Annotated in this window: 24 protein-coding genes and 1 tRNA gene; 16 read left to right on the top strand and 9 right to left on the bottom strand. The window is 57.6% G+C overall.

The features are described from left to right. From CKW37_RS02395 to CKW37_RS02360, 8 genes are all read left to right on the top strand, one after another. Positions 1-92: hypothetical protein (locus tag CKW37_RS02395; protein WP_143501861.1), on the top strand; the 92-nt coding region annotated here is incomplete at its 5' end. Positions 93-221: 129 nt separating this feature from the next. Further along, positions 222-1,226 carry a CDP-6-deoxy-delta-3,4-glucoseen reductase gene (locus CKW37_RS02390; RefSeq protein WP_095153823.1) on the top strand — a complete coding sequence of 335 codons (1,005 nt, stop codon included), beginning with the start codon at positions 222-224 and terminating at the stop codon, positions 1,224-1,226. 314 nt (positions 1,227-1,540) lie between these two features. After that, the gene (locus CKW37_RS02385; protein WP_095153822.1) at positions 1,541-3,166 is read left to right on the top strand and encodes a methyl-accepting chemotaxis protein; all 1,626 of its coding nucleotides are present in this window, start codon (positions 1,541-1,543) and stop codon (positions 3,164-3,166) included. A gap of 277 nt (positions 3,167-3,443) precedes the next feature. Next, positions 3,444-4,211: an autoinducer binding domain-containing protein gene (locus CKW37_RS02380; RefSeq protein ID WP_095153821.1), complete on the top strand. Its 768-nt coding sequence runs from the start codon at positions 3,444-3,446 to the stop codon at positions 4,209-4,211. Between the two features lie 193 nt (positions 4,212-4,404). Next, on the top strand, positions 4,405-6,588 hold the full coding sequence (locus CKW37_RS02375) for a methyl-accepting chemotaxis protein (RefSeq protein ID WP_371864255.1): 2,184 nt from the start codon (positions 4,405-4,407) through the stop codon (positions 6,586-6,588). Positions 6,589-6,778: 190 nt separating this feature from the next. Next, positions 6,779-6,852, top strand: a tRNA-Cys gene (locus tag CKW37_RS02370). A 182-nt stretch (positions 6,853-7,034) separates the two neighbouring features. After that, the gene (gene tnpB, locus CKW37_RS02365) at positions 7,035-7,394 is read left to right on the top strand and encodes an IS66 family insertion sequence element accessory protein TnpB (protein ID WP_256587665.1); all 360 of its coding nucleotides are present in this window, start codon (positions 7,035-7,037) and stop codon (positions 7,392-7,394) included. Between the two features lie 18 nt (positions 7,395-7,412). Beyond that, entirely contained in the window at positions 7,413-8,714 is a 1,302-nt protein-coding gene (locus CKW37_RS02360) for an IS66 family transposase (RefSeq protein WP_095153819.1), read from the top strand. Between the two features lie 262 nt (positions 8,715-8,976). Here CKW37_RS02360 and CKW37_RS32290 read toward each other — a convergent pair whose 3' ends face one another. Further along, entirely contained in the window at positions 8,977-9,366 is a 390-nt protein-coding gene (locus CKW37_RS32290) for a hypothetical protein (RefSeq protein ID WP_143501859.1), read from the bottom strand. Positions 9,367-9,426: 60 nt separating this feature from the next. Beyond that, positions 9,427-10,494, bottom strand: coding sequence for a hypothetical protein (locus tag CKW37_RS02355; RefSeq protein WP_095153818.1), 1,068 nt, complete (start codon positions 10,492-10,494; stop codon positions 9,427-9,429). A 1,359-nt stretch (positions 10,495-11,853) separates the two neighbouring features. Between CKW37_RS02355 and CKW37_RS33050 the strand changes: the two genes are divergently transcribed. Next, entirely contained in the window at positions 11,854-12,300 is a 447-nt protein-coding gene (locus CKW37_RS33050) for a hypothetical protein (protein ID WP_218241183.1), read from the top strand. Positions 12,301-12,431: 131 nt separating this feature from the next. After that, entirely contained in the window at positions 12,432-12,875 is a 444-nt protein-coding gene (locus CKW37_RS02340) for a GNAT family N-acetyltransferase (RefSeq protein WP_095153817.1), read from the top strand. A 99-nt stretch (positions 12,876-12,974) separates the two neighbouring features. Here the strand turns inward: CKW37_RS02340 and CKW37_RS02335 are convergent, their stop codons facing one another. From CKW37_RS02335 to CKW37_RS02325, 3 genes are all read right to left on the bottom strand, one after another. Beyond that, on the bottom strand, positions 12,975-13,430 hold the full coding sequence (locus tag CKW37_RS02335) for a GNAT family N-acetyltransferase (protein WP_095153816.1): 456 nt from the start codon (positions 13,428-13,430) through the stop codon (positions 12,975-12,977). Between the two features lie 83 nt (positions 13,431-13,513). Next, a complete protein-coding gene (locus tag CKW37_RS02330; RefSeq protein WP_095153815.1) occupies positions 13,514-14,056 on the bottom strand; it encodes a hypothetical protein in 543 nt (180 codons plus the stop codon). A gap of 66 nt (positions 14,057-14,122) precedes the next feature. Continuing rightward, positions 14,123-14,377, bottom strand: a complete 255-nt coding sequence (locus tag CKW37_RS02325) for a Pathogenicity locus (protein WP_095153814.1) — start codon at positions 14,375-14,377, stop codon at positions 14,123-14,125. 158 nt (positions 14,378-14,535) lie between these two features. On the opposite strand from CKW37_RS02325, the gene CKW37_RS02320 reads away from it, so the two are divergent. The 5 genes from CKW37_RS02320 to pseH all read left to right on the top strand — a co-directional run bounded on the left by CKW37_RS02320 (position 14,536) and on the right by pseH (position 17,103). Then, positions 14,536-14,832: a hypothetical protein gene (locus CKW37_RS02320; protein ID WP_095153813.1), complete on the top strand. Its 297-nt coding sequence runs from the start codon at positions 14,536-14,538 to the stop codon at positions 14,830-14,832. A gap of 34 nt (positions 14,833-14,866) precedes the next feature. After that, positions 14,867-15,280, top strand: coding sequence for a hypothetical protein (locus tag CKW37_RS02315; protein ID WP_095153812.1), 414 nt, complete (start codon positions 14,867-14,869; stop codon positions 15,278-15,280). Between the two features lie 46 nt (positions 15,281-15,326). Continuing rightward, positions 15,327-16,076 carry a hypothetical protein gene (locus tag CKW37_RS02310; protein WP_095153811.1) on the top strand — a complete coding sequence of 250 codons (750 nt, stop codon included), beginning with the start codon at positions 15,327-15,329 and terminating at the stop codon, positions 16,074-16,076. A gap of 275 nt (positions 16,077-16,351) precedes the next feature. Further along, on the top strand, positions 16,352-16,531 hold the full coding sequence (locus CKW37_RS02300; RefSeq protein WP_095153809.1) for a hypothetical protein: 180 nt from the start codon (positions 16,352-16,354) through the stop codon (positions 16,529-16,531). A 23-nt stretch (positions 16,532-16,554) separates the two neighbouring features. Next, positions 16,555-17,103: a UDP-4-amino-4,6-dideoxy-N-acetyl-beta-L-altrosamine N-acetyltransferase gene (gene pseH / locus CKW37_RS02295; protein WP_095153808.1), complete on the top strand. Its 549-nt coding sequence runs from the start codon at positions 16,555-16,557 to the stop codon at positions 17,101-17,103. A gap of 133 nt (positions 17,104-17,236) precedes the next feature. Here pseH and CKW37_RS02290 read toward each other — a convergent pair whose 3' ends face one another. The 3 genes from CKW37_RS02290 to CKW37_RS32285 all read right to left on the bottom strand — a co-directional run bounded on the left by CKW37_RS02290 (position 17,237) and on the right by CKW37_RS32285 (position 18,727). Beyond that, a complete protein-coding gene (locus tag CKW37_RS02290) occupies positions 17,237-17,533 on the bottom strand; it encodes a DUF3077 domain-containing protein (RefSeq protein WP_095153807.1) in 297 nt (98 codons plus the stop codon). A gap of 390 nt (positions 17,534-17,923) precedes the next feature. Continuing rightward, positions 17,924-18,322 (bottom strand): hypothetical protein, encoded by a 399-nt coding sequence (locus CKW37_RS02285; protein WP_095153806.1) that lies wholly within the window; start codon positions 18,320-18,322, stop codon positions 17,924-17,926. Positions 18,323-18,421: 99 nt separating this feature from the next. Next, positions 18,422-18,727 (bottom strand): hypothetical protein, encoded by a 306-nt coding sequence (locus CKW37_RS32285; RefSeq protein ID WP_143501857.1) that lies wholly within the window; start codon positions 18,725-18,727, stop codon positions 18,422-18,424. A 54-nt stretch (positions 18,728-18,781) separates the two neighbouring features. On the opposite strand from CKW37_RS32285, the gene CKW37_RS02280 reads away from it, so the two are divergent. Further along, on the top strand, positions 18,782-19,555 hold the full coding sequence (locus CKW37_RS02280; protein ID WP_095153805.1) for an ABC transporter ATP-binding protein: 774 nt from the start codon (positions 18,782-18,784) through the stop codon (positions 19,553-19,555). 105 nt (positions 19,556-19,660) lie between these two features. On the opposite strand, the gene CKW37_RS32915 is transcribed toward CKW37_RS02280, so the two are convergent. Further along, on the bottom strand, positions 19,661-19,834 hold the full coding sequence (locus CKW37_RS32915) for a hypothetical protein (protein WP_177431551.1): 174 nt from the start codon (positions 19,832-19,834) through the stop codon (positions 19,661-19,663). Between the last annotated feature and the right edge of the window lie 46 nt (positions 19,835-19,880).

Here is a 19,880-nt window from a genome sequence, read left to right as displayed (position 1 = left end):
TTCTGGTGGAGCTGGGCAAGCGGCGGATGGTCGGGGGGCAGGAGGACATGATTGTGGATGTGGCGCTGGATCTGCTGGCTCGGCGGAATTAGCCGAAATCGCGAGCAAGCTCGCTCCTACAGGGGGGGAGGTTCCGCACACAGATCCCTTGTAGGAGCGAGCTTGCTCGCGATGGCCTGCACAGCAGGCCCCGAACACAACCCCAACCCAAGGCCCAGACCATGACTTTCACTCTGCACATCCAACCGGTCGGCCTGAGCTGCCCGGCCACCCCCGACCAGACCATCCTCGACGCCGCCCTGGCCGACGGCCTGATGCTCAAGCACAGTTGCCGCACCGGCACCTGCGGCAGTTGCAAGGGCCGCTTGCTCAGCGGCGCAGTCGACCACGGCGACAGCCCGCTCGACGTGCTCAGCGCCGCCGAGCGTGAACAGGGCCTGGCGCTGTTCTGCTGCGCCCGGGCCAGATCCGACCTGGTGATCGACGCCCCGGAAGTCACCGAACTGCGCGGCATCAGCATCCAGCAGATGGGCGTGCGTGTCGCCAGCGTCGACAAGGTCAGCCACGACGTCGCCGTGTTGCGCCTGATGCTGGCGCCGGGCAGTGCGTTCAACTACTTCCCCGGCCAGTACGTCCAGGTGCTGCTCAAGGACGGCAGCCGCCGCAGTTACTCCATGGCCACCGCCGTAGCGCGTGACCAGCAACTGGAACTGCATATCCGCCATATGCCGGGCGGTGTGTTTAGCGGCCATGTGTTCACCGCGTTGCAGCCCAAGGCGATCCTGCGCATGGAAGGGCCGTTTGGTTCGTTCTTCCTGCGCGACGGCGACGCGCCGATGATCTTCCTCGCCAGCGGCACCGGCTTCGCGCCGATCCAGGCGCTGCTGGAACAGTTGCGCGAGCGCGGCGACAACCGTCGGCCGGTGTACCTGTACTGGGGCGGACGGCGCCGCGAAGACCTGTACCGGCATGAACAATTGCTGGCCTGGGAAGCCGAATTGCCGTGGCTGCGCTACACCCCGGTGCTGTCCGAGCCGACCGAGGCGTGCGACTGGCAGGGCGCGACCGGCTTCGTTCACCGCCAGGTGATCAATGACTTCCAGAGCCTCAAGGGCTTCGAGGTGTATGCCTGCGGCGCGCCGATCGTGGTGGATTCGGCGCGGCGGGATTATGTGGCGGAGCGGAATCTGGCGGAGGCTGATTTTTACGCGGATGCGTTTGTTTAGGGGGAGGGGCATCGCGAGCAAAGCAGGCCCAAAGTCTCATAAAACCCGCCCCGTTCAAGCGCTTGCTGCGTTTGCCATCATTTCGCCATTCCCGTAGAATCCTTCGGTATTTAAAGGCGCCAGGGCCCAGCCTCGGCGCCTGATTCATCGGGCTTCCCGACCTAACTAAAAATGACCGCGCATTGCGGCAAAGCCTTTGTGTGCACCACGCCCTCGCAAGCCGGCGCTGTATCGCCGTGCCCGTGGGCTCCAAGGCTTAATCCGTCTGGCTTTCGTATCCACCCAGGCCAGCGCGGATATTTGAGGAAAGGTCAATGCGGGTCAGAAATCTATCCATCGGCGCCAGAGCCGGTTTTGCCTTCGCGATCCTGGCGGTACTGGTATTGCTGTTGGGCGCCGTCGCGATTTTCGAAGCCGAGAAAATGGACTCGGCCACCGACAAGATCACCGGTTATTGGCAACCCAGCAGTCATGCCCTGGCCGAAGTCGGCCTGGCCCTGGGCCGCACCCGGGCGCTGACGCTGCGCTCGATCCTGCTGCGCGACCCGCAGGAGCGCCAGCACACCATGGAGTTGATCGCCGAGCGCCAGCAGGAGATCAAGACCAACCTCAAGTTCTATGAAGAGAGTATCGACAGCCCGAAGAACCGCGAGCTGTTCAAGGCCTTCCAGGAGTCTTACGACAAGTACCACACCCTGCAGCGCCAGCTTCTGGAGGCGGTGCGCGCCGAGCGTCCGGAAGACGCCATCGACCTGCTCAACGGTCCGCTGGTGGCCTACGCCGACGGCATGATGAACGACCTCGGCAACCTGATCCGCTACAACTACGACGGCCTGGTGGAGTCGGGCCAGGTCAGCGGTGAAGCCTATGACCGCGCCGTGCTGATCATCGCCATCACCCTGCTGGTCATCCTCGCCGCGATGATCGCCATCGCCGCGATCCTCACCCGCAGCATCGTCACCCCTTTGCACGAAGCCGTGGTGGTGGCCGACCGCGTGTCCCATGGCGACCTGACCCAGGAAATCATCGTCACCGGTCGCGACGAGCCGGCGCTGTTGCTGGAGTCGATGCGCACCATGCAGGAACGCCTGCGCACCACCATCCGCCAGATCGCCGAATCGTCCGACCGCCTGGCCTCGGCTTCGGAAGAGCTGCACGCGGTGACCGACGACACCAGCCGCGGCCTGCTGCAACAGAGCGCCGAGATTGAACAGGCGGCTACCGCAGTCAACGAAATGACCGCTGCCGTCGAGGAAGTCGCCAGCAACGCGGTGACCACCTCCGATGCCTCGCGCCGCGCCGACGACACCACCCAGCATGGCCGCGCCCAGGTCGATCAGGCGCTGGCCTCGATCCAGAGTCTGGTCAGCGACGTTGGCGACACCGCCCAGGAAGTCGAAACCCTGGCCAATCACGTCAACGACATCAGCCGCGTGCTGGATGTGATCGGCTCGATTGCCGACCAGACCAACCTGCTGGCGCTCAACGCCGCCATCGAGGCGGCGCGGGCCGGCGAGGCGGGCAGGGGCTTCGCCGTGGTCGCCGACGAGGTGCGCGCCCTCGCGCACCGCACCCAGCAGTCCACCGAAGAAATCGAGCAGATGATCGGTGGCGTCCAGGCCGGCACTCACCGCGCGGTCACCACCATGCACAGCAGCCAGAGCCAGGCCAGCCGCACGCTGGTGGTGGCCCAGGCCGCCGATGAAGCGTTGAAGGTGATCGCCGAGGCCATCGCCGCGATCAACGAACGTAACCTGGTGATCGCCAGCGCGTCCGAGGAGCAGGCGTCGGTGGCGCGGGAAGTGGACCGCAACCTGGTCAACATCCGCGACCTGTCGATCCAGACCTCGACCGGCGCCAACCAGACCAACGCCGCCAGCCAGGACCTGTCGCGCCTGGCGGTGGAACTGAACGTGATGATTTCCAAGTTCAAGGTCTGAGCCTGTCGCGGCGGCCCCGTCGGTGGGGCTGCCGCGAGGCTTTACAGCGTGCATGAAAAAAAGTTCCCTCGTGAAACACTTGCGCCGGCGCCTGCTGGCGCTTGGCGAACCCCCATTCCAGAGCCCTTCGTTCACCTGGGTATGCTTTGGATATATCACCAATATCCGGTTGTGACCTGGCCGCCCCGCAACTAGCCTCACAGCTCGTCACCCATACTTTTAACACCCGCAGCGCATCTGGGAGGGAGCCCGGCGCTCATCAAGGGGTTTTGCCATCATGCCGTTCAGTACCGACGCATTGAATGTCCTGGTACGAGAAATCTCCCCCACGCTGCGCTTCGCAACACTCCACCAATTGGTGCAGCAGTTGGGCTTCGACTTTTTCGGCTTCACCTGCTGGACCAGCTTCGACCACCGCCCGTTGCTCTTCAGCACCTTTCCGGCGGGCTGGATCCAGAACTACAAGCGCAGGCAATACATCGACACCGATCCGCGGATCGAGCATTGTCGACGCTCGATCATGCCGATCTTTTGGACCGAGGAGTTCTTTCGCCCGGTGGCCGGCATGTGGGAGGACGCCCAGGCGTTCGGCCTGTGCAACGGCTGGTCGCAGGGGGCTCATTCGGAAGGGGTGTTCAGCATCCTCGACGTAGCCCGTGAAAAGGGCAGCATCTCCGATGAGGAGTGGTACGAGAAGGCCGGGCAGGTCTTGCTGCTGTGCAACCTGATCCACATGAACCAGGCCGAGGAACTCAAGCGCAAGATCGGCACCCTGCACTTGAGCGAACGCGAGATTGAAGTGCTGCGCTGGTCCGCCACCGGCAAGACGGCTGAGGAAGTGGCCGGCATTCTGAATCTGTCGGAGTCGACGGTGAACTTCCATGCGCGCAACACCATCGTCAAGCTCGGCGTGCAGAACAAGGTGGCGGCCATCGCCCGTGCCGCCCGGCTGGGGTTGTTCATGACCCGGGAAACACACCCGAGCGCGGAAGTGACCGACTACGGACGCCGGGCAACGGACTGGCCGCTGGCTGCCGGAGCTTGAGCCAGAGCCTCTTATTGCACCTTTATGACGACTGGCGATAACCATATGCCCCTGTTTGGGGCATTTGTTTTAAGTCTGCTCAAGAGTCACTCTCATCTACGAGCGTTGCGATAGCATAAAGCCAGCCTTAAACCATTCAGTTAGTTAGCAAGCTTTCAGTTGGCCTGGTAGTTGCCTCTCAAAATCCATTGGGATGTCGTCATTGGAGAGGTCTATGTCGCTTACAAGCAACTCCATGCATTTATCAGGGGAAGAGCGTCGCTGGCTGCCGTGGTTCGGCAAGACCGGCAAACTGGCCATGGGTTGGGCGTGCCGGGTCAACCGTTCGGCCTATCCGGTCATCGAGCAGACGTTCGAAGCCATTGCTGAAACCCGGGTCAAGCTGCTCAACAGTTGGGCCCTGGAACAATGGGAACACCTGGCCGAACTGGCCCAGGGGCTGGGCGACCTGAGCGGCATCGACCCTCACGCCCTGCAGGAAAAACTGCAACAGGCCGAGGATTTTTCCGAACTGTTCGTCGTCGATCCAGCGGGCAAGCTGCTGGCTTCGACCTGGAACAGTCAGGACCGCCGCAGCGTCAACCCGGCAGCCCTTGCCGAAGGCCTGAAAGCGCCGTTCCTGCACGGGCCTTACAGCGATCCGCTGACCCAGGCCATCGGCCCGTCCTCGTCGCGCTTCCATGACGAAGTGACGCTGATGTTCTACCAGCCGGTGAAAGTCGCGGGCAAAGTGCTCGGCTGCCTCTGCGGGCGGGTGCCCAACGACGTGCTGGGCGACCTGATCCAGCGCGAGGCCGGGCATATCTTCGCCGAGTCCGGCGACAACTACCTGTTCATGGTCCAGTCGCGCTTCGACCCCAGCCTGCAGCCGGGCGTGGCGCTGTCGCGCTCGCGCTTCGAAGACGGCACCTTCAGCCATGGCGAGAACCTCAAAAGCGGGGTGCACACCGCCTGGAAGACCGTGCAGGTACAGCGCCACACCGAACTGGAACTGCGCTTCACCGATCCTGCGACCCAGCAACTGCACCCCGGCGTGCGTGAAACCATCCGCAACGGTTCGAACCTGTTCGTCACCTACCCGGGCTATTCCGACTACCGCCATATCCCGGTGGTGGGCAAGGGCGTGACCTTCCAGATGCCGGGGTCGCCGGACCGCTGGGGCATGATGTGCGAGGCCGACCTGGAAGAAGTCTATCGCCGCCGCTCGCTCAGCTACGGCCTGATGAAACCGTACCTGGCGACCATGCTCGGCCTGTTCGCCTGCAACTACCTGGTCCAGCATTACAGCGGGCTGTCGCAACACCTGATCGACCTCTGCGAGGCCGGCAGCCTGGTGATCGCCGCCGTGATCTTCAGCACCCTCGGCCCGAAACGCCTGGCCGTGCGCATCAACGAAATGACCGGGGTCATCCGCACCATCGCCGAGGGCGAGGGCAATTTGCGCCAGCGCCTGGACACCTCGCGCATGGCCAACGACGAAACCGGCGACATGGGGCGCTGGATCAACAGCTTTATCGACCATCTGGACTCGGTGGTCGGGCAAGTGGTCAAGGCCAGCCACAGCGTCGGCACCACCAACCAGATGATGCTCGGCCGCAGCCGAGAGGCCAGCAGCACCTCGATGGAAGTGGCTGACGCCATCCACCGCATGATGGTCATCGTCGAAGAGCAACTGGGCGAGATCCAGCAGGCGTCCGCCGGTGCAGAACAGATGAAGCAGGCCATGGACGAAGTGGTTGAGCGCGCCCGCAAACAGTTCCACACCGTGCAGGAGGGCACCCAATCGATCCGCGATGTGGTCGAGCGCTCGGCGTCCAGCGTGCAACTGCTCGACAGCCGCATGGCCGAGATCGGCAAGATCAGCGGCCTGATCAGCGACATCACCAACCAGACCAACCTGCTGGCCCTCAACGCCGCCATCGAAGCGGCGCGGGCGGGGGAACATGGCCGTGGCTTCGCCGTGGTCGCCGATGAAGTCCGCAGCCTTGCCGCCCGCACCTCCAGCGCCGCCGAAGAAATCCGCCTGACCGTGGAGAGCCTGCAAGGCGAAACCCAAAAAGCCGTAGGCTTTATGGAAGATGGCGTAAAGAACGTCGACCAGAGCCTCGGCCTGGCCGAGCAAGCGTCCTCGGAAAACGTGCAACTGCACCAGGCCGTGGAAAACATGTTCAGCATCATCCAACAGCTCAACCAGCGCAGCTTGGATTACGGACGGACCATCAAGGAAGTCGACCAGTCCTCGGTGGAAATGCACCAGACCGTCAGCGTCCTGCACGCCAGCGCCGAGACCGTGCGCCTCAACGCCAACAAACTGCAAAAACTGGTGGGCCTGTTCGAAGTCACCCGCGCCAGCAGCGGCCAGCGTGCCGCCGCCTGAAGCCAACCCTTGGAGCAGGGCGGTTACGTGGGAAAAACCGCCCGTTTCCAGGACGAAAACTTTTTTAAATCAGGGGGTTGCCAGCATGGGTGAATGCACGCATAATGGCGTCCATCGAAAGCGACGAGAAATAAAATTCTCAACGTTTTCAAAGAGTTAGAGAAATCAACGATTTCCGAAGCTCATCAGAGGCCGAGTAGCAAAGTGGTTATGCTCCGGATTGCAAATCCGTCTACGCCGGTTCGATTCCGACCTCGGCCTCCATATTCGAAAGCCCCGCAGATTAACGTCTGCGGGGTTTTTTCTTGTGCGTGGAAAAGTGCGAGAGTTCCGAAACTTTAGAGGTGGAGTTCCGAAACTTCGTAACCGCTCCATGAACCCCACATTCAAAGCCCCTGCCTGAACCCGGATGCTGTGCTCCCGATTTCTTTCTGGAGCCCGTAGCCATGATGCGACCCGACGCCAAAGTCGAAAAAGTCTACCTCTACCCCAAGCCCGTAGACTTTCGAAAATCCATTGATGGCTTGGCTGCCCTGGTCGAACTCGATATCAAGGTCGCGGTGTTCGACCCAGTGCTTTTCGTCTTCCTCAACAAGCCGCGCAATCGGGTGAAAATACTGTATTGGGAGCGCAACGGCTTCTGTCTCTGGCTCAAACGCCTGGACTCGGAGCGATTCAAAACATCGCCCGATCCGACAGACGAGGCCATCGTCCTGACCGTGCAGGAGCTTAACTGGCTGCTCGACGGTTTCGACCTCTGGCGCAATCGTCCACATCAGGTTTTGACGCCTCGATACGTCGCCTGATTCGGTATAATCCGCGGCATGATTTCCATGCCCCAAAACCCCCCTGACGATCCTGTTTTGCTCAAGCAATTGCTTGAGCAGATGATCAACGAGCGCGCGTCCGACAAGGGCAAGATCGTTCATCTCGAAGAGGAAGTTGCGCTGTTGCGCCAGCGCCTGTTCGGACGTAAGTCCGAGCAGACAAGCGACTCGGCAACCCCACAATTGCCCCTGTTCAATGAAGTGAAAAGTCTGGCCGAGTCCTGCCGTGATTGCGAGTCGGCGCCGGTAACCGCAGACAAGCCCGCCCAGTTGATCGAGAAAAGCATGGCCAGCCCCAGTGTGCTGGCCATGCTGCTGACCACCAAGTATGTGGACGGCTTGCCACTTCATCGTTTCGAAAAAGTCCTGGGCCGCCATGGTGTCGATATTCCGCGTCAAACCTTGGCGCGCTGGGTGATTCAGTGCGGTGAGCATTTTCAGCCGCTATTGAATTTGATGCGCGAGAACCTGTTGGACAGTCGCATCATCCACTGCGATGAAACTCGGGTGCAGGTGTTGAAAGAGCCTGGTCGCGAACCCAGCAGCCAGTCCTGGATGTGGGTGCAAACTGGCGGACCGCCTGATCGGCCAGTGATCCTTTTCGATTACGCCACCAGTCGAGCGCAGGAGGTGCCGACGCGCTTGCTTGAGGGCTATCGCGGCTACGTCATGACCGACGATTACTCCGGCTATAACGAATTGGCCGCGCAGGAGGGTATCGAGCGTTTGGGCTGCTGGGCGCATGCACGACGTAAGTTCGTTGACGCGCAGAAAGTACAACCCAAGGGCAAGACCGGCCGGGCAGATATCGCGTTGAACCTGATCAACAAGCTCTATCGCATCGAGCGTGATCTGAAGGACGCGAACGATGATGACCGCAGACTGGGCCGCCTGGAGCATAGCCTGCCGGTGTTGGCTCAGTTGAAGATCTGGATGGAGAAGACACAGCCCCAAGTCACCAGCCAGAACGCGTTGGGTAAAGCCATCGGCTACCCGGCCAACAACTGGAGCAAGCTGGAACGCTATGTCGAGCATGGCTACTTGCCGATCGACAATAACGCAGCAGAACGTGCTATCCGCCCGTTTGTGATCGGCAGAAAGAATTGGTTATTCAGCAGCACGCCCAAAGGCGCAACGGCCAGTGCTCACCTCTATAGCTTGGTCGAGACGGCCAAAGCCAACGGCAAAGAGCCTTATGCGTGGCTACGCCACGCACTGGAACGCCTGCCCCAAGCGTCCTCAGTGGAAGACTTCGAGGCGCTCCTGCCGTGGAACTGCACGCCGCGATCACATAACTGATCGCACTGCGATCTTTGGTCTGGTGGGGTTTATGAAGCGCTTACGAAGGAACACCGTCGCTTGGCGAGGGTAACCCTTGCCCTGCTCCCACAATGTGATTCGCCCCCCCTTTGTTACCGGGGAACGATGAAGCAGCTCATAACACTCTTCATCACTCAACCCGATGAAACAACAGAGCAGGTAGTTGCCATATCGTTGCCGCGCTGCTTTTAGATGCTAAAAACCAGGTCAAAATATGAGCACTATCTCTAAAGAAAACAAGTCAATGACAGTATCTGTCACCTACCAACTCATTTAGCACTATTCTATAGTAATCACCGCGTACATGCTCAATCGGTGAAATATCCTCAAGCTCATCAATTCTAACTAAAACCCCACATAAAACGAACGCCTGTTCACGAATAGTTTTCAAGGCCACCCCCGCACCTCCATAAACATGATCATAATATCTAACACTATATTCTCTACTCGATATCATGTCGGAGCACAAAGAAAGCTTTGATCGGTAGCAATATGCAACCGGGACATCCAAATCATTTTCAATCCTCAGGGTAAAATGAGGTTCAGAACCTAAAAACCAGCAACCAGACACAGCAACCGCTAGACAAATAATTTTAGCGGCGCGCAGATATATATATAAGATTTTTAACATCACTCTCACTCGCTATAGCACGCGGATACTTTTGTATAGAACCTTCATTCGCATAATATTTCATAACATCAACTTTACTGTCATCATCGCGCATTGGCACCAGCCCTGCCGATTTCCCCCATAAATTGTACTGGTACCTACATGCCCCCACGAATAAGATATACCAATACGATTCACCCCCGGCGAACTAGAGTCAGATACCTCTCTCCAATCCCCATTCAGGACAACTCCATCAACTCCACGATCCAGATGGGTTTCATTCGAGTAACCACCAGGCAACCAGGATCCCCTTTTGCCCGACTCTCTCAGACTCAGGAGCGCATAGTCAGCCAATGCGTTACCAAACGCATCCGCCGCGACCTGACCGTGATCAGGTCGTCCATCGCCAAACCACTTATCCCTCATCCACGCGGAGCTATGAGCACTGATCTGGCCACGAATGGTGCTGTTCCAGAAGCCAGAGCTCTGGTTGATCGATCCCGCTACGATGGAGCCTATCGCAGAAGCAGCCATGCTGCTCCAGCTGAAAGATGTCTCCAGCCCAACAATTTTGCTCGCGAGCTGACTGCTCGCGTAGCCAATCACCCCTTGGACTGCATAACCAGCGCTGGCACTGCCAACAACACCTCCAGTTGCCCCCGCCACGCTGGTCAGTTGACCGTTGTGGTAGCCGTAGCGGATCGAGGTCATCATCAACAGACCCGTGTTGACGTCATAATGATCGGTTGCACGACTCGACCCATCGGTCAAGCGCCGCTGGTTGCTCTGGTTGTCCCATTCGATGACGTCATGGGCACCATCGCCCTCGGCGGACTGATAGCGGATACCGGTCCAGGCATACACCGTCTCGTGACCGTCACCAGTGGTACGGGTCAGGCTGCTGCCGGCAGTGAAAACCGTGCCGGACAGCAGCAAGCGGCGCTCACCGTCCCAGCGCCAGCCATCGCTATCGGCATCGTTCAGCGCTCCCAAAGCGTTGTAGGTACGGGTATGGAGCAGGTCCTGGCCCAGGCCTGACAGTTGCTCATCGGAGAAGCGCAGGATCAAGTTGCCGGTGCTGGCATTGACCCAGTAGGTTGGCGAGCCGAGCTCGATGCCGGTCGTATCGATGTCGTATTGGTCGCGCATGTGTTTGCTCTAGCGCTGTATGTGTATACAGTATTTTGGCTTGACCGATCTGACCAGAGCTGGGCGACGAGTTGTAGCTTGGGGGATTGGATTTTGGTCGGCAGAACGCCGGGAGATGGGTGAAAAATCGGTTCCGAAACTGGAGTAGCGACCCTTCTAGAATACGGGTTGTAGCTCGGCAATTTAGAGATTGTTTCGGAACTGAAAACGGCTTGAGCGCAGCGATCTTCCTGTCGCTAGCTCTCGGATTGCAAATCCGTCTACGCCGGTTCGATTCCGACCTCGGCCTCCATATTCGAAAGCCCCGCAGATTAACGTCTGCGGGGCTTTTTCTTGTGGGCGAGAAAAGTGCGATCGTTTCCGCATTATTAGGCATCGTTTCCGCATCAGGCGTTTATTTGGAATTGTAGGTAATGAGGCGCGAATTGCGGGCACCTTGAATCTTTCGCCTCTCAAGTAGTGCATCTATAAATAGGCCCAAACCCGGGGGCGTGGTTCATGGCACCGCGCGAGACGAACTTTACCCAGTGGCTGCTCAACGAGTTATCAGAATCACCGGTGACGGCGACCAAGGACTGATCGCACCGGCTGCATGCCAAGATTACATCCAGGCTCTAAAGCATTAATAAATCTCAGGATTTTAAAGTAGGACCATTCCTGTACAGAGCAAACGCCCTGTGCTTGCTTGATCAGAGAAACCTTACTGTCTATAGTGGCTTTCGCGCTCGACCGTCACGGTGCGTACGAGGCTTGTCCTTACTTATGGAAGATTCAAAAACATGGAGTTGTCATGAAAAAACTATTCTCAAGTGCTGCGCTTGTTTCATTTGTCATGCTTGCTTCTTCGCAAGTTATGGCGTCGCAAGACTATACGGTGTACTTCAAGAATTCGAGTAATACGACAAAGTACGTGAGGCAAATTAGCAGCCAGTGCATGTACAGTCCGAAGAGCGGTAACTATACCGTTCCGCCTCGGGGAGATGTGTCAGTCGGAATGACCGACTCAAATAACATTTTTAGCCTTTGCACGAATGGGCCAAAGGAAGTCAGCTGGGCTGTAGAAGACGATAAAGGCAACAAGTTTGGCAATTTGACTTTTAGGCATATAAAGGACGGTGGCACGTGGTATACGAAAGTTGTCCCTTCTCTTGGGTTGTCCGCGACTATCACTTGCAATAATGGAGGCTGTTCAACGTCTGGCACTCCTGGTATGCCTGGTGAGCCTTCCCCTATTGTTGTTACGTTTAACTAATAATCTTTCGCTCTGCCCCAGGACATGTTCAAGTGTCTGGGGGTGGTTCTAGTTTTATCTGGAATCATCTTGTTGAGTCTAGCAGGTGGGCATCTTGGTTTTGCGTGTTGCCCACAGCAACTTCAATACGGACGGAAAAGGCGGAAAAGCAGGCGGAAAAGGAGGTGCTCAGCGCTTTTTCCAGCAGTCCAGCGCTGAGCAGTAAACGAACTGCCTCGGATACTTGGGTCGCCGCATCTACGGGATTTGCTTCGTATGCTGGATTCCCGTACATCCTGGCGATACGCACAGTTATCGAAACGCCAACATTCCAGAAAAGTGCCTCCAGACTGTGGTCTGACGGCGAGCGCGTTGCATTCATTGACGTGATTGCACTCAACCCGCTGGCTGGCGATGTGATACCCGGTGCAGAGGGCGCCGTTGGAGTGGCACTCATCGCAGCATGGTTCGGCGCGCTGCAACGTTGGCCTGACGCGAACCTGAGTCCTGTTGGATTTGTCGGATTCTTTCTGGCATGGCCTTACTTGATAGCTCCGCCCAAGAAGAAGCAGTGACGTACTGACGGTGGGATATGTGCTTGGTCATCCATTATTCCGGCGTTACTGCCGCACAAGTGACGCCTCCCTTGGGGACAGACTTGCACGGATACTTTTTATTGTGTTGACGGAGAACAAAGGAGTACGTCATGGAAAAAACAATCAGGCTCGCCGACCTGTCCGATATCGATGCCATTTTTAATATTCGGACGAGTGTTCAGGAAAATCATCTATCCCATGATCAGTTAGCTGAAATGGGTATTACTCCCGAAGCTATCCAGCAGGCAATTTTAGAGACCCCGTGCGCGTGGGTCGCTGAGGTCGATGGTGTCCCAGTAGGTTTTTCCATGGCTGATATCGAGGATGGCTGCGTGTTTGCCGCTTTCGTCCTCCCTGAGTTCGAGGGGCGCGGATTGGGGCGCAGTTTGATGGATAGAGCAGAGACTTTCCTGTTTCAACACCACCAGACGATATGGCTGGAAACCGCTGAAGCAAGTCGTGCGAGTGGTTTTTATAGAAAGCTCGGCTGGAAGCCCGTGCAGCATTTACCCGAAGGTGATATTCGCTTCGAAAAGTGCCTTGATCGTCACTAGGGCAGGAGAAGGGGGGCCGAATAGGCGACAAATTTAAGATGGTTGGAGCGACTGAAAAATCAATCCCTCGCCTTTTTCATCAGTCACCTTTCCCGTGGACTAATTCTGAAGCCGCTTTTCCATAACGACGGTGCGCTCAGCCCCATGAAACGCGTCGCGAATTTTCTGATAACCCAACGCGGCATAAAACGCTTCGGCTGTAATCGAGGAGGGCACACGCACCGCTTTAACGCCGGCGCGGGCAGCAGTTGCATGAATGACATCCATTAAATGCCGGCCGATACCGCCTTTTTGATGCACAGGGTCAACGAAAACACTTCTGACGACGTCACCGTCGAGACTGGCCGTGCCGATAATATTTCCGTCCAGTAAGGCTACGAAAACCTTGCGCTTATGGAGTTGTGCGGTAATGGCTTCAGGAGTAAAGCTCTGTCCAACCTGAGCGATAACGTCAGCCGGGTAGTCCTGTGAATTTGACTCACGCAGGGCAGCAAGAACTACACGGCTAATCGCGGCTGCATCGTTGCTCGTGGCGGGACGAACGTGACATTCCATGCTGAGCCCTCAATCCTGAAGAATTAGCGTTTTCTCGCTGCTTGTCTCGGCTGGAAAATTATTGGTATGCGCCGCGCCCGGCCTTATTGAGTACTGACCTGTCCCCGCGCATACATAAAAATCGAACCATGATCCGGGATCTTGCACGTGATCACACCCGGCGCGCCCGGTACTTTTTTATCGTCCAGGGTAATGACGTTGGCGAGGTGGAAATATTGGTGGTCTTCGAGATTCTTGGCGGAGGCGGCCGAGAATGCCAAGCGGCTTAGTACGGCGGTAAACGCTTCGTAGCACTGGTCTTCTTGGCTCAGTTTCATTTCGGCCAGTTTGCGATCACTCATGACCGCCATTTCGACAAGCACCGGTTCGGCGGATGTTGACTTGGGGGCGGCTTCGACGCTGTCCATTGCGTAGCTGATTTTCATCTTGCGCGGATTGGTGTGATAGCGCTGGAACTTGGGATTCTTCAACGCATAGGCCAAGCCTTTCTCGGGGTCCAGGTAGAGCGTTACGTCGTAGGTATTCTGCACGCGCTTGCCGATCAGATCTGATGCCGCCTGGGCGCTTTGCAGGCTGGCAGTCAACATTGCTGCAGTGAGCGCGCTGGTGATGAGGGCGATTTTCATTGTTTGCTTTTCGATCCGTGGTGGCGAGTGTTAGGCGGTCGGGGATGCTTTCATAAGCGAATGCCGTTACGCACCCGGTGTGTTTGATCGCGAGTTCTTTGCAAGTTCAATGGCTGCGTTAATAGCGGCCCGGGCCTGGGGGCTGTTCTTCCAGCACGTCGAGCCCACTGTTGCCGATGCTTGAGCCAGGATGTCACTCGTATTCGCTTCGCTGAGCACCGCGAGTGAGTCAATGCCCATTTGCTCAAGTCGGGCGATCACGGTCGGCCCTACGCCCTTCAAGGCCAGCAACGCATTGTGTTCCGTGGGTGGAAATGGCATCTGTAAACTCCTGTTATCGGCCAATCCAAGTCAGCGGAGTTTGCCCGACGGGGCAGGGCATCTCAATGTTCCTTTCGCCATCCACACGCAACCCTGGCGTGATTCGTTGAAAACAGCTATTGCTGAAGCTTCAGCATTTGACCGATTCAGGAGTTGCCATGAAGCAATTATTACTGGGCGCTGTACTGGCTTGCGCCGCGGGGTTTGCCAATGCCGGGATCCCGCTGATTAACGCCACCTGCCCGGGTAACCTGGAGGTGCACGCCGACGAAGGCGGCCCGATTTATATCAACGGTAAAGAGGCCAAGTTGAAGAAGTTCAGCGATAGCTACTTCGAGGCAAAAGGCAGCGGGGTGACTGTCTCGCTCATGATCAAGCCAGACGGCTCGCCTGATCTGTCCTATACCGGTAAAGGCGGCGTCCACGGCGTTTGCGAGTTGGTCGAGCAGGACTGATGTCTCTATAAAAAGAAAGAAGGAGCTTTCCCAGATGATCGCGAAGCTGTTGGTCACCATTGGCGTGGTCTTTTATGCCGTGCTCGTGCCTATCCTCGAAATCAATGAAACCCATGTTTTCAATCAGGCGTGGGCGCCCCATGCGCGCCTGCATGAGACCTGGCAGTTGTTCACGAACACGGCAATTGGCGTTTACAGCGTCTGGCTCGTCTGGATCAAGGGCGACCTCAAACTGGCGAGCCTTCTTACCTTGTTCGTTACTGGCGGGTTCTTGATGGCCTATTGGCTGAGGGACGGTTACGGTGGGTCGATGGTGCTTACCGACGGTTCGGAGAAGATGATTCTGGGCATCAACCTCGGACTCTTTGCGTATACGCTGGCGATTCTGCTGGCGGGCATTGCTATTGCAATGGAACGAAGGCATCGCGGTGTACAGTCGGACGCCTGAGTTATTTGATCAGCGCACATGATGACACTGGACTGAGGAACGTTTCATGGCTGAAGAAGACGCGCAGTACTCGAAAAAAGTATATGACGGCCTCCTGCAGAATCCGCTGTCGGTTCTCAAGCAGGCCAGTATCGAAGTCAACAGCCTTGATCCTGCCAGCAGCCCCATGGCCCGCACACTGGCGTTTGCCGCCGCTGGCACAAACATCGTCATCGATAAGTCGCCGATGATCGCCAGCGGCATGTTGAAGATCGAAATAGATGGCGCAATCGAGCGTCCGATGATTGTGTCGCCAATGCGCGGCCACGGTCTACCGGTCGGGAACGGCGTTGGCGATCGTCACCAGGCTGCAGAAGTGTTCGATGCGACGGTGGGAGAGGAACAACTCTGGGTTACCGAGTTGCAGACGGGATGTACCACCCTGATGCTGGACTGGGGGAGCAGCCGGTATTCGTTGGTCCATCTTCAGCCAAGTGAGGACGCGCAATTCAATCGTGCAAGCCAGGCGATCATGTGGGTGGGCAACAAAACAACGTATGCCTACAAGAACACCTGGCTCAAACAGGAAATGACCACGGTCGTGAACAACACAACGACGACCAAGAGCACGCCGCAGCGATACATCATGGTGCAGTCGATGTTTGAGTCCTCGCGCAAACATTCGACGCAAGTCATCGGTATTCGCCGGAAAACCGAGTTCGATTTCTACCGGCAGCGGCGGGTGGATAATAAAAACGTGGTGGAGAAGCTGACCTGGAGTACATGGCGCTCGTACCTGCCTTATTTCTCTTACTGAACGTTATTCCCCTCGCGTGATGGGTGGCCTGTAGAATCGCGAGATATTTGAGACGTGAATTCAGGAGTCAGGGTGAGAGGCATAGAAAAATTCGTATCACTGCGGTTCGGTCTCACGATCGTATTTATTGTGTTGGGCGCCTCCCTTCATAGCGCGGGCAAGGTCGGTTTCTGGGGGATGTTCGCCGTCATGATGCTGCCGAATATCGCCTTTGCACTGCTCCGGTTCAGAAAGTCCCCGGCGAGCACATCGAGAGATTTACAGGAGTAATCGATATGGCCAGCAATACCAGAACCCCGTTCAACTTCGCCGGCGTGCCGCTGATTGCAATCGGCGCCGCGTTCGCGGCCGTTGGTGCTTCAGGCCAACCGGCATTTGGTTATACCGCTGTGGGGCTGCTGATTCCGGGCGCGGTCTTGCTGATTGTTGGCGCATGGCGAAATCGCAGGCAGTAGAAGTCGGGGAGCAACGGATAACCATGCAATTCATCAATATCCTGCACTCCGACGCCACTGTTCAGCAGCAAGTCCGGGCGTTGCGCAATCATCGTGATGTCCGGCGGTTCATGTACAGCGCTCACGAGATTTCCGAAGAAGAGCATTTGAACTGGCTGAGCACGCTGGTGGGAAGTACTCGGCAAACAGTATTTGTCGTGATGCGTGATGACGCGCTGGCCGGAGTCGTTTCGCTGAATGCGATCAATACCGCTCACCGCACGGCGGATTGGGCGTTTTATCTCGATCCTGAACTGCAGGGCAAAGGACTGGGAAGTGCTGTCGAGTTCTGGATGCTGGACCATGCGTTCAATGTTGCCGGTCTTGAGAAGCTCAATTGCGAGGTGCTGGAAAGCAATGCCGCCGTTGTGAAGATGCACCAGAAGTTCGGATTTACGGTTGAAGGTGTTCGGCGGCAGAACATCGAGAAGGATGGCGAGCGTATTGATGTGGTGTTGTTGGGGATTACCAGGGATGAGTGGCGGGTGCAGCGTCCGGCGATGTTGAGCCTTATCGAGCGGGTATCAAGGTAATAAGCCTTGTCTCGCTCAGCAAAGAGCCGCCAGGTAGTCTGATGCCCCTGTTGGTGCCCTTCGCGAGCAAGCTCGCTCCTACAGTGTAGGAGCGAGCTTGCTCGCGAAGGGCTGCAAAGCAGCCCCAATAGGGTTATTCGGTGGCTTGCTTTTTCGCAACGTTTTCCAATAGCGCCTCAGACAGCGCCTGGCAGATTTCCAGTGACTGGTAAGTGCTCCAGGCGACGTCTGCCACGGGCCGGGAAAGCATCTCGCACAGTTGCGCATTGGTTTCGAATGCCGCGGTGAGTGCCGCTGACAGGTGGGCCAGCGCGTCCTGGATATCGACGTCTGCACGCACGGCAAACAGCGGGGCATGCGCGCCGTTGCATGAGCCGAAGTGACCGAGGAAGGGCGTCGGAATGGGTGGATCTGGAACAATCTTTTTCATTGTGAAGCTCCTCTGGGCTGTGGAGCCGCCACATACGTGACCAAACGATAGGTGACGACTGTACGCAGGTTGGTCAACCGGGCCCGAGGAAACCGGCGCACCCGAGGGCGCCCCGCGCACAGCCGCCATAAAACGAAATGACAGCCACAAAAAAGCGCCCGCTCGAACGGATGGGGCGCTAGTGCGCATCGGACTCAGGTGACCAAACCTGATCGCTGAATTGGCAGCGACCAGCGCAGACTAGGCACCGATTCCCATGAGCGCAACCGCTGAGAAGGCGCGAAAGTATGATTGGGAAACTGCCTACACGAAAGTCGGACGTGGACTAATTTTCGTTGCGTTATGCAACACCTGGCAGTCCGAAATTTCCCATTACGCGCCACACAAGGATCAGGGTTCGTCACCACCCGCATCATTCTGCTGATTAGCAAACTTGCGAATGTCCGGGGTGAAGGTTGTCACCATTCCGGTTTTACTGCAGGTGAGGGTGACCTCTGCTTCCAGGTCCAGATCAAGGTCTTCGCCGCGCAAGCCTTGCCATTGGGCCAGATAGCGCAACGAACCGAACTTCTCGCGCTTCTTCAGTTGCTTGGCCACGCCTCCTTTCCAGTTCAGCGGCGGTAGCTCGCCGGCCTTCGCTGACGCCGCCAGGGCCGGTTTTTGAAGCGCAAGTTTGCGGCCGATCTCCCAGGTCTTGATGACGCCACGGTCGGCGCCTTGCCAAATTTCGCTCCAATCAAGCCCCGTACGCTCGGGTTCTGTGTAACGGCGGTGAACTGTTCGACTCATGTCTGCCTGCTCGTCCTGAGTGCTGTGAGAAATAACGTGAGTATCCGCGTTCTGGTAGTGTCTCATTGGTGATGGCTATGCGCCATATTGCGGCCGTGTTCATCCGACGGCCTGTCGGCGCATCTTTTCTGTCGCATTGTTTGCGAAGCTCAGGTATTTAGCTTGCGCTGGCACAAGGTCAGTTAAAGGAGAGGCAACATGAGCAAAAGCGGGAAGTTCATCGGAGTTGCGGTTGTAGTTAACGTCCTGTTGTGGGGCTTTGTTATCGCCAACCTGAAAATTGATAAAGCGTGCAGCACGGTCGATCAGACTTGCGAAACAGTCCGGTATTCCCTGATGGGCGCAACGCTCTGGGAAGCGCCAGGCAAGTAAGGCGGCGAGCCGTGCGGTCGAAAAATGCTGCATTATTCTGCCCCAACGCATCCTCTTTCTTTATCGCTCAGCGCTGACGAGTACCCCATGATCGACATCCATAACGTGACCGCCTACCAGCAGCAGACCCGCGTGCTGGACGGTTTTTCCCTGCACATCGGTGCCGGCGAGAAGGTCGCCATCCTCGGCCCCAACGGGGCCGGCAAGAGCACCTTGCTCAAGCTGATCACCCGCGAGCTGTACCCGGTGGAACGCGAAGGCAGCCACTTGAAGCTGTTCGGTAGCGACACGGTCAACCTGTGGGCGCTGCGCAGCCGCCTCGGTTTTGTGTCCCAGGATTTGCAGGAAGACTACACGCCGTCCACCCAGGCGCTGGATGTGGTGGTTTCGGGGTTCTTCGGCGCCATCGGCGCTCACGGGCATTTGCAGCCGAGTGCCGAGCAGATCGAACAGGCGCGGGCGTTGCTCGCCGTGGTGGAGATGTCCGGGCATGAGCAGACCATGTTCCAGCGCCTGTCCACCGGGCAGAAACGCCGCCTGCTGCTGGCGCGAGCATTGGTGCATCAGCCCGCCGCGCTGATCCTCGACGAGCCGGCCAACGGCCTGGACATGGGCGCGAGCCTGGGCATGCTCAAGCTGATGCGCAATTTCTGCGGTGCGGACCACGCGATGATCATCACCACGCACCATATCGACGAGATCATCCCGGAGATCGAGCGGGTGGTGCTGCTCCAGCAGGGCCGCATCGTCGCCGACGGGCCCAAGGCCGAGGTGCTGACCAGCGCCGCGTTGTCCGACCTGTATCAGACCGAACTGCGCATCAGCGAAGAAGACGGTTGGTATCGTTGCTGGCACGCGTGAGGCGTTTCGCGAGCAAGCTAGTTCCTACAGGGGAAGGGGGTAACGCGCCTGTAGGAGCGAGCTTGTCGGGGCGCCGAACCGTCGCGATAGCCCACCCACATCGATTCACGCGCGCATCCCATGAACCCGGTTGGCGCTGGACTTCTTGCTGACAATGCACGTCCAGCGGTGATCTTCGCGGTAGGGCGCGCGGGTGAAGTCGATGTCGCAGATTCGGTTCATCCCGCATTTCTTCAGGGCTTCGGTCAGTTGTACGAGTGTCTCTGCTTCGATAGTCATCGCTGTTACCTCGTCAGATTGACTGCGTTCATAGGTCTGGACCGAG

The organism is Pseudomonas sp. Irchel 3E13 (genome assembly GCF_900187455.1).
Classification (GTDB): domain Bacteria; phylum Pseudomonadota; class Gammaproteobacteria; order Pseudomonadales; family Pseudomonadaceae; genus Aquipseudomonas.
The sequence above is the reverse complement of the archived record's forward strand: the minus strand, read 5'-3'. Positions and strand labels throughout refer to the sequence as shown.

Coding starts and splice junctions, on each gene's coding strand:
- CKW37_RS02390 (WP_095153823.1), top strand. CDS start 222: ATGACTTTCACTCTGCACATCCAACCGGTCGGCCTGAGCTGCCCGGCC.
- CKW37_RS02385 (WP_095153822.1), top strand. CDS start 1,541: ATGCGGGTCAGAAATCTATCCATCGGCGCCAGAGCCGGTTTTGCCTTC.
- CKW37_RS02380 (WP_095153821.1), top strand. CDS start 3,444: ATGCCGTTCAGTACCGACGCATTGAATGTCCTGGTACGAGAAATCTCC.
- CKW37_RS02375 (WP_371864255.1), top strand. CDS start 4,405: ATGTCGTCATTGGAGAGGTCTATGTCGCTTACAAGCAACTCCATGCAT.
- tnpB (WP_256587665.1), top strand. CDS start 7,035: ATGATGCGACCCGACGCCAAAGTCGAAAAAGTCTACCTCTACCCCAAG.
- CKW37_RS02360 (WP_095153819.1), top strand. CDS start 7,413: ATGATTTCCATGCCCCAAAACCCCCCTGACGATCCTGTTTTGCTCAAG.
- CKW37_RS32290 (WP_143501859.1), bottom strand. CDS start 9,366: ATGTTAAAAATCTTATATATATATCTGCGCGCCGCTAAAATTATTTGT.
- CKW37_RS02355 (WP_095153818.1), bottom strand. CDS start 10,494: ATGCGCGACCAATACGACATCGATACGACCGGCATCGAGCTCGGCTCG.
- CKW37_RS02340 (WP_095153817.1), top strand. CDS start 12,432: ATGGAAAAAACAATCAGGCTCGCCGACCTGTCCGATATCGATGCCATT.
- CKW37_RS02335 (WP_095153816.1), bottom strand. CDS start 13,430: ATGGAATGTCACGTTCGTCCCGCCACGAGCAACGATGCAGCCGCGATT.
- CKW37_RS02330 (WP_095153815.1), bottom strand. CDS start 14,056: ATGAAAATCGCCCTCATCACCAGCGCGCTCACTGCAGCAATGTTGACT.
- CKW37_RS02325 (WP_095153814.1), bottom strand. CDS start 14,377: ATGCCATTTCCACCCACGGAACACAATGCGTTGCTGGCCTTGAAGGGC.
- CKW37_RS02320 (WP_095153813.1), top strand. CDS start 14,536: ATGAAGCAATTATTACTGGGCGCTGTACTGGCTTGCGCCGCGGGGTTT.
- CKW37_RS02315 (WP_095153812.1), top strand. CDS start 14,867: ATGATCGCGAAGCTGTTGGTCACCATTGGCGTGGTCTTTTATGCCGTG.
- CKW37_RS02310 (WP_095153811.1), top strand. CDS start 15,327: ATGGCTGAAGAAGACGCGCAGTACTCGAAAAAAGTATATGACGGCCTC.
- CKW37_RS02300 (WP_095153809.1), top strand. CDS start 16,352: ATGGCCAGCAATACCAGAACCCCGTTCAACTTCGCCGGCGTGCCGCTG.
- pseH (WP_095153808.1), top strand. CDS start 16,555: ATGCAATTCATCAATATCCTGCACTCCGACGCCACTGTTCAGCAGCAA.
- CKW37_RS02290 (WP_095153807.1), bottom strand. CDS start 17,533: ATGAAAAAGATTGTTCCAGATCCACCCATTCCGACGCCCTTCCTCGGT.
- CKW37_RS02285 (WP_095153806.1), bottom strand. CDS start 18,322: ATGAGTCGAACAGTTCACCGCCGTTACACAGAACCCGAGCGTACGGGG.
- CKW37_RS32285 (WP_143501857.1), bottom strand. CDS start 18,727: ATGCAGCATTTTTCGACCGCACGGCTCGCCGCCTTACTTGCCTGGCGC.
- CKW37_RS02280 (WP_095153805.1), top strand. CDS start 18,782: ATGATCGACATCCATAACGTGACCGCCTACCAGCAGCAGACCCGCGTG.
- CKW37_RS32915 (WP_177431551.1), bottom strand. CDS start 19,834: ATGACTATCGAAGCAGAGACACTCGTACAACTGACCGAAGCCCTGAAG.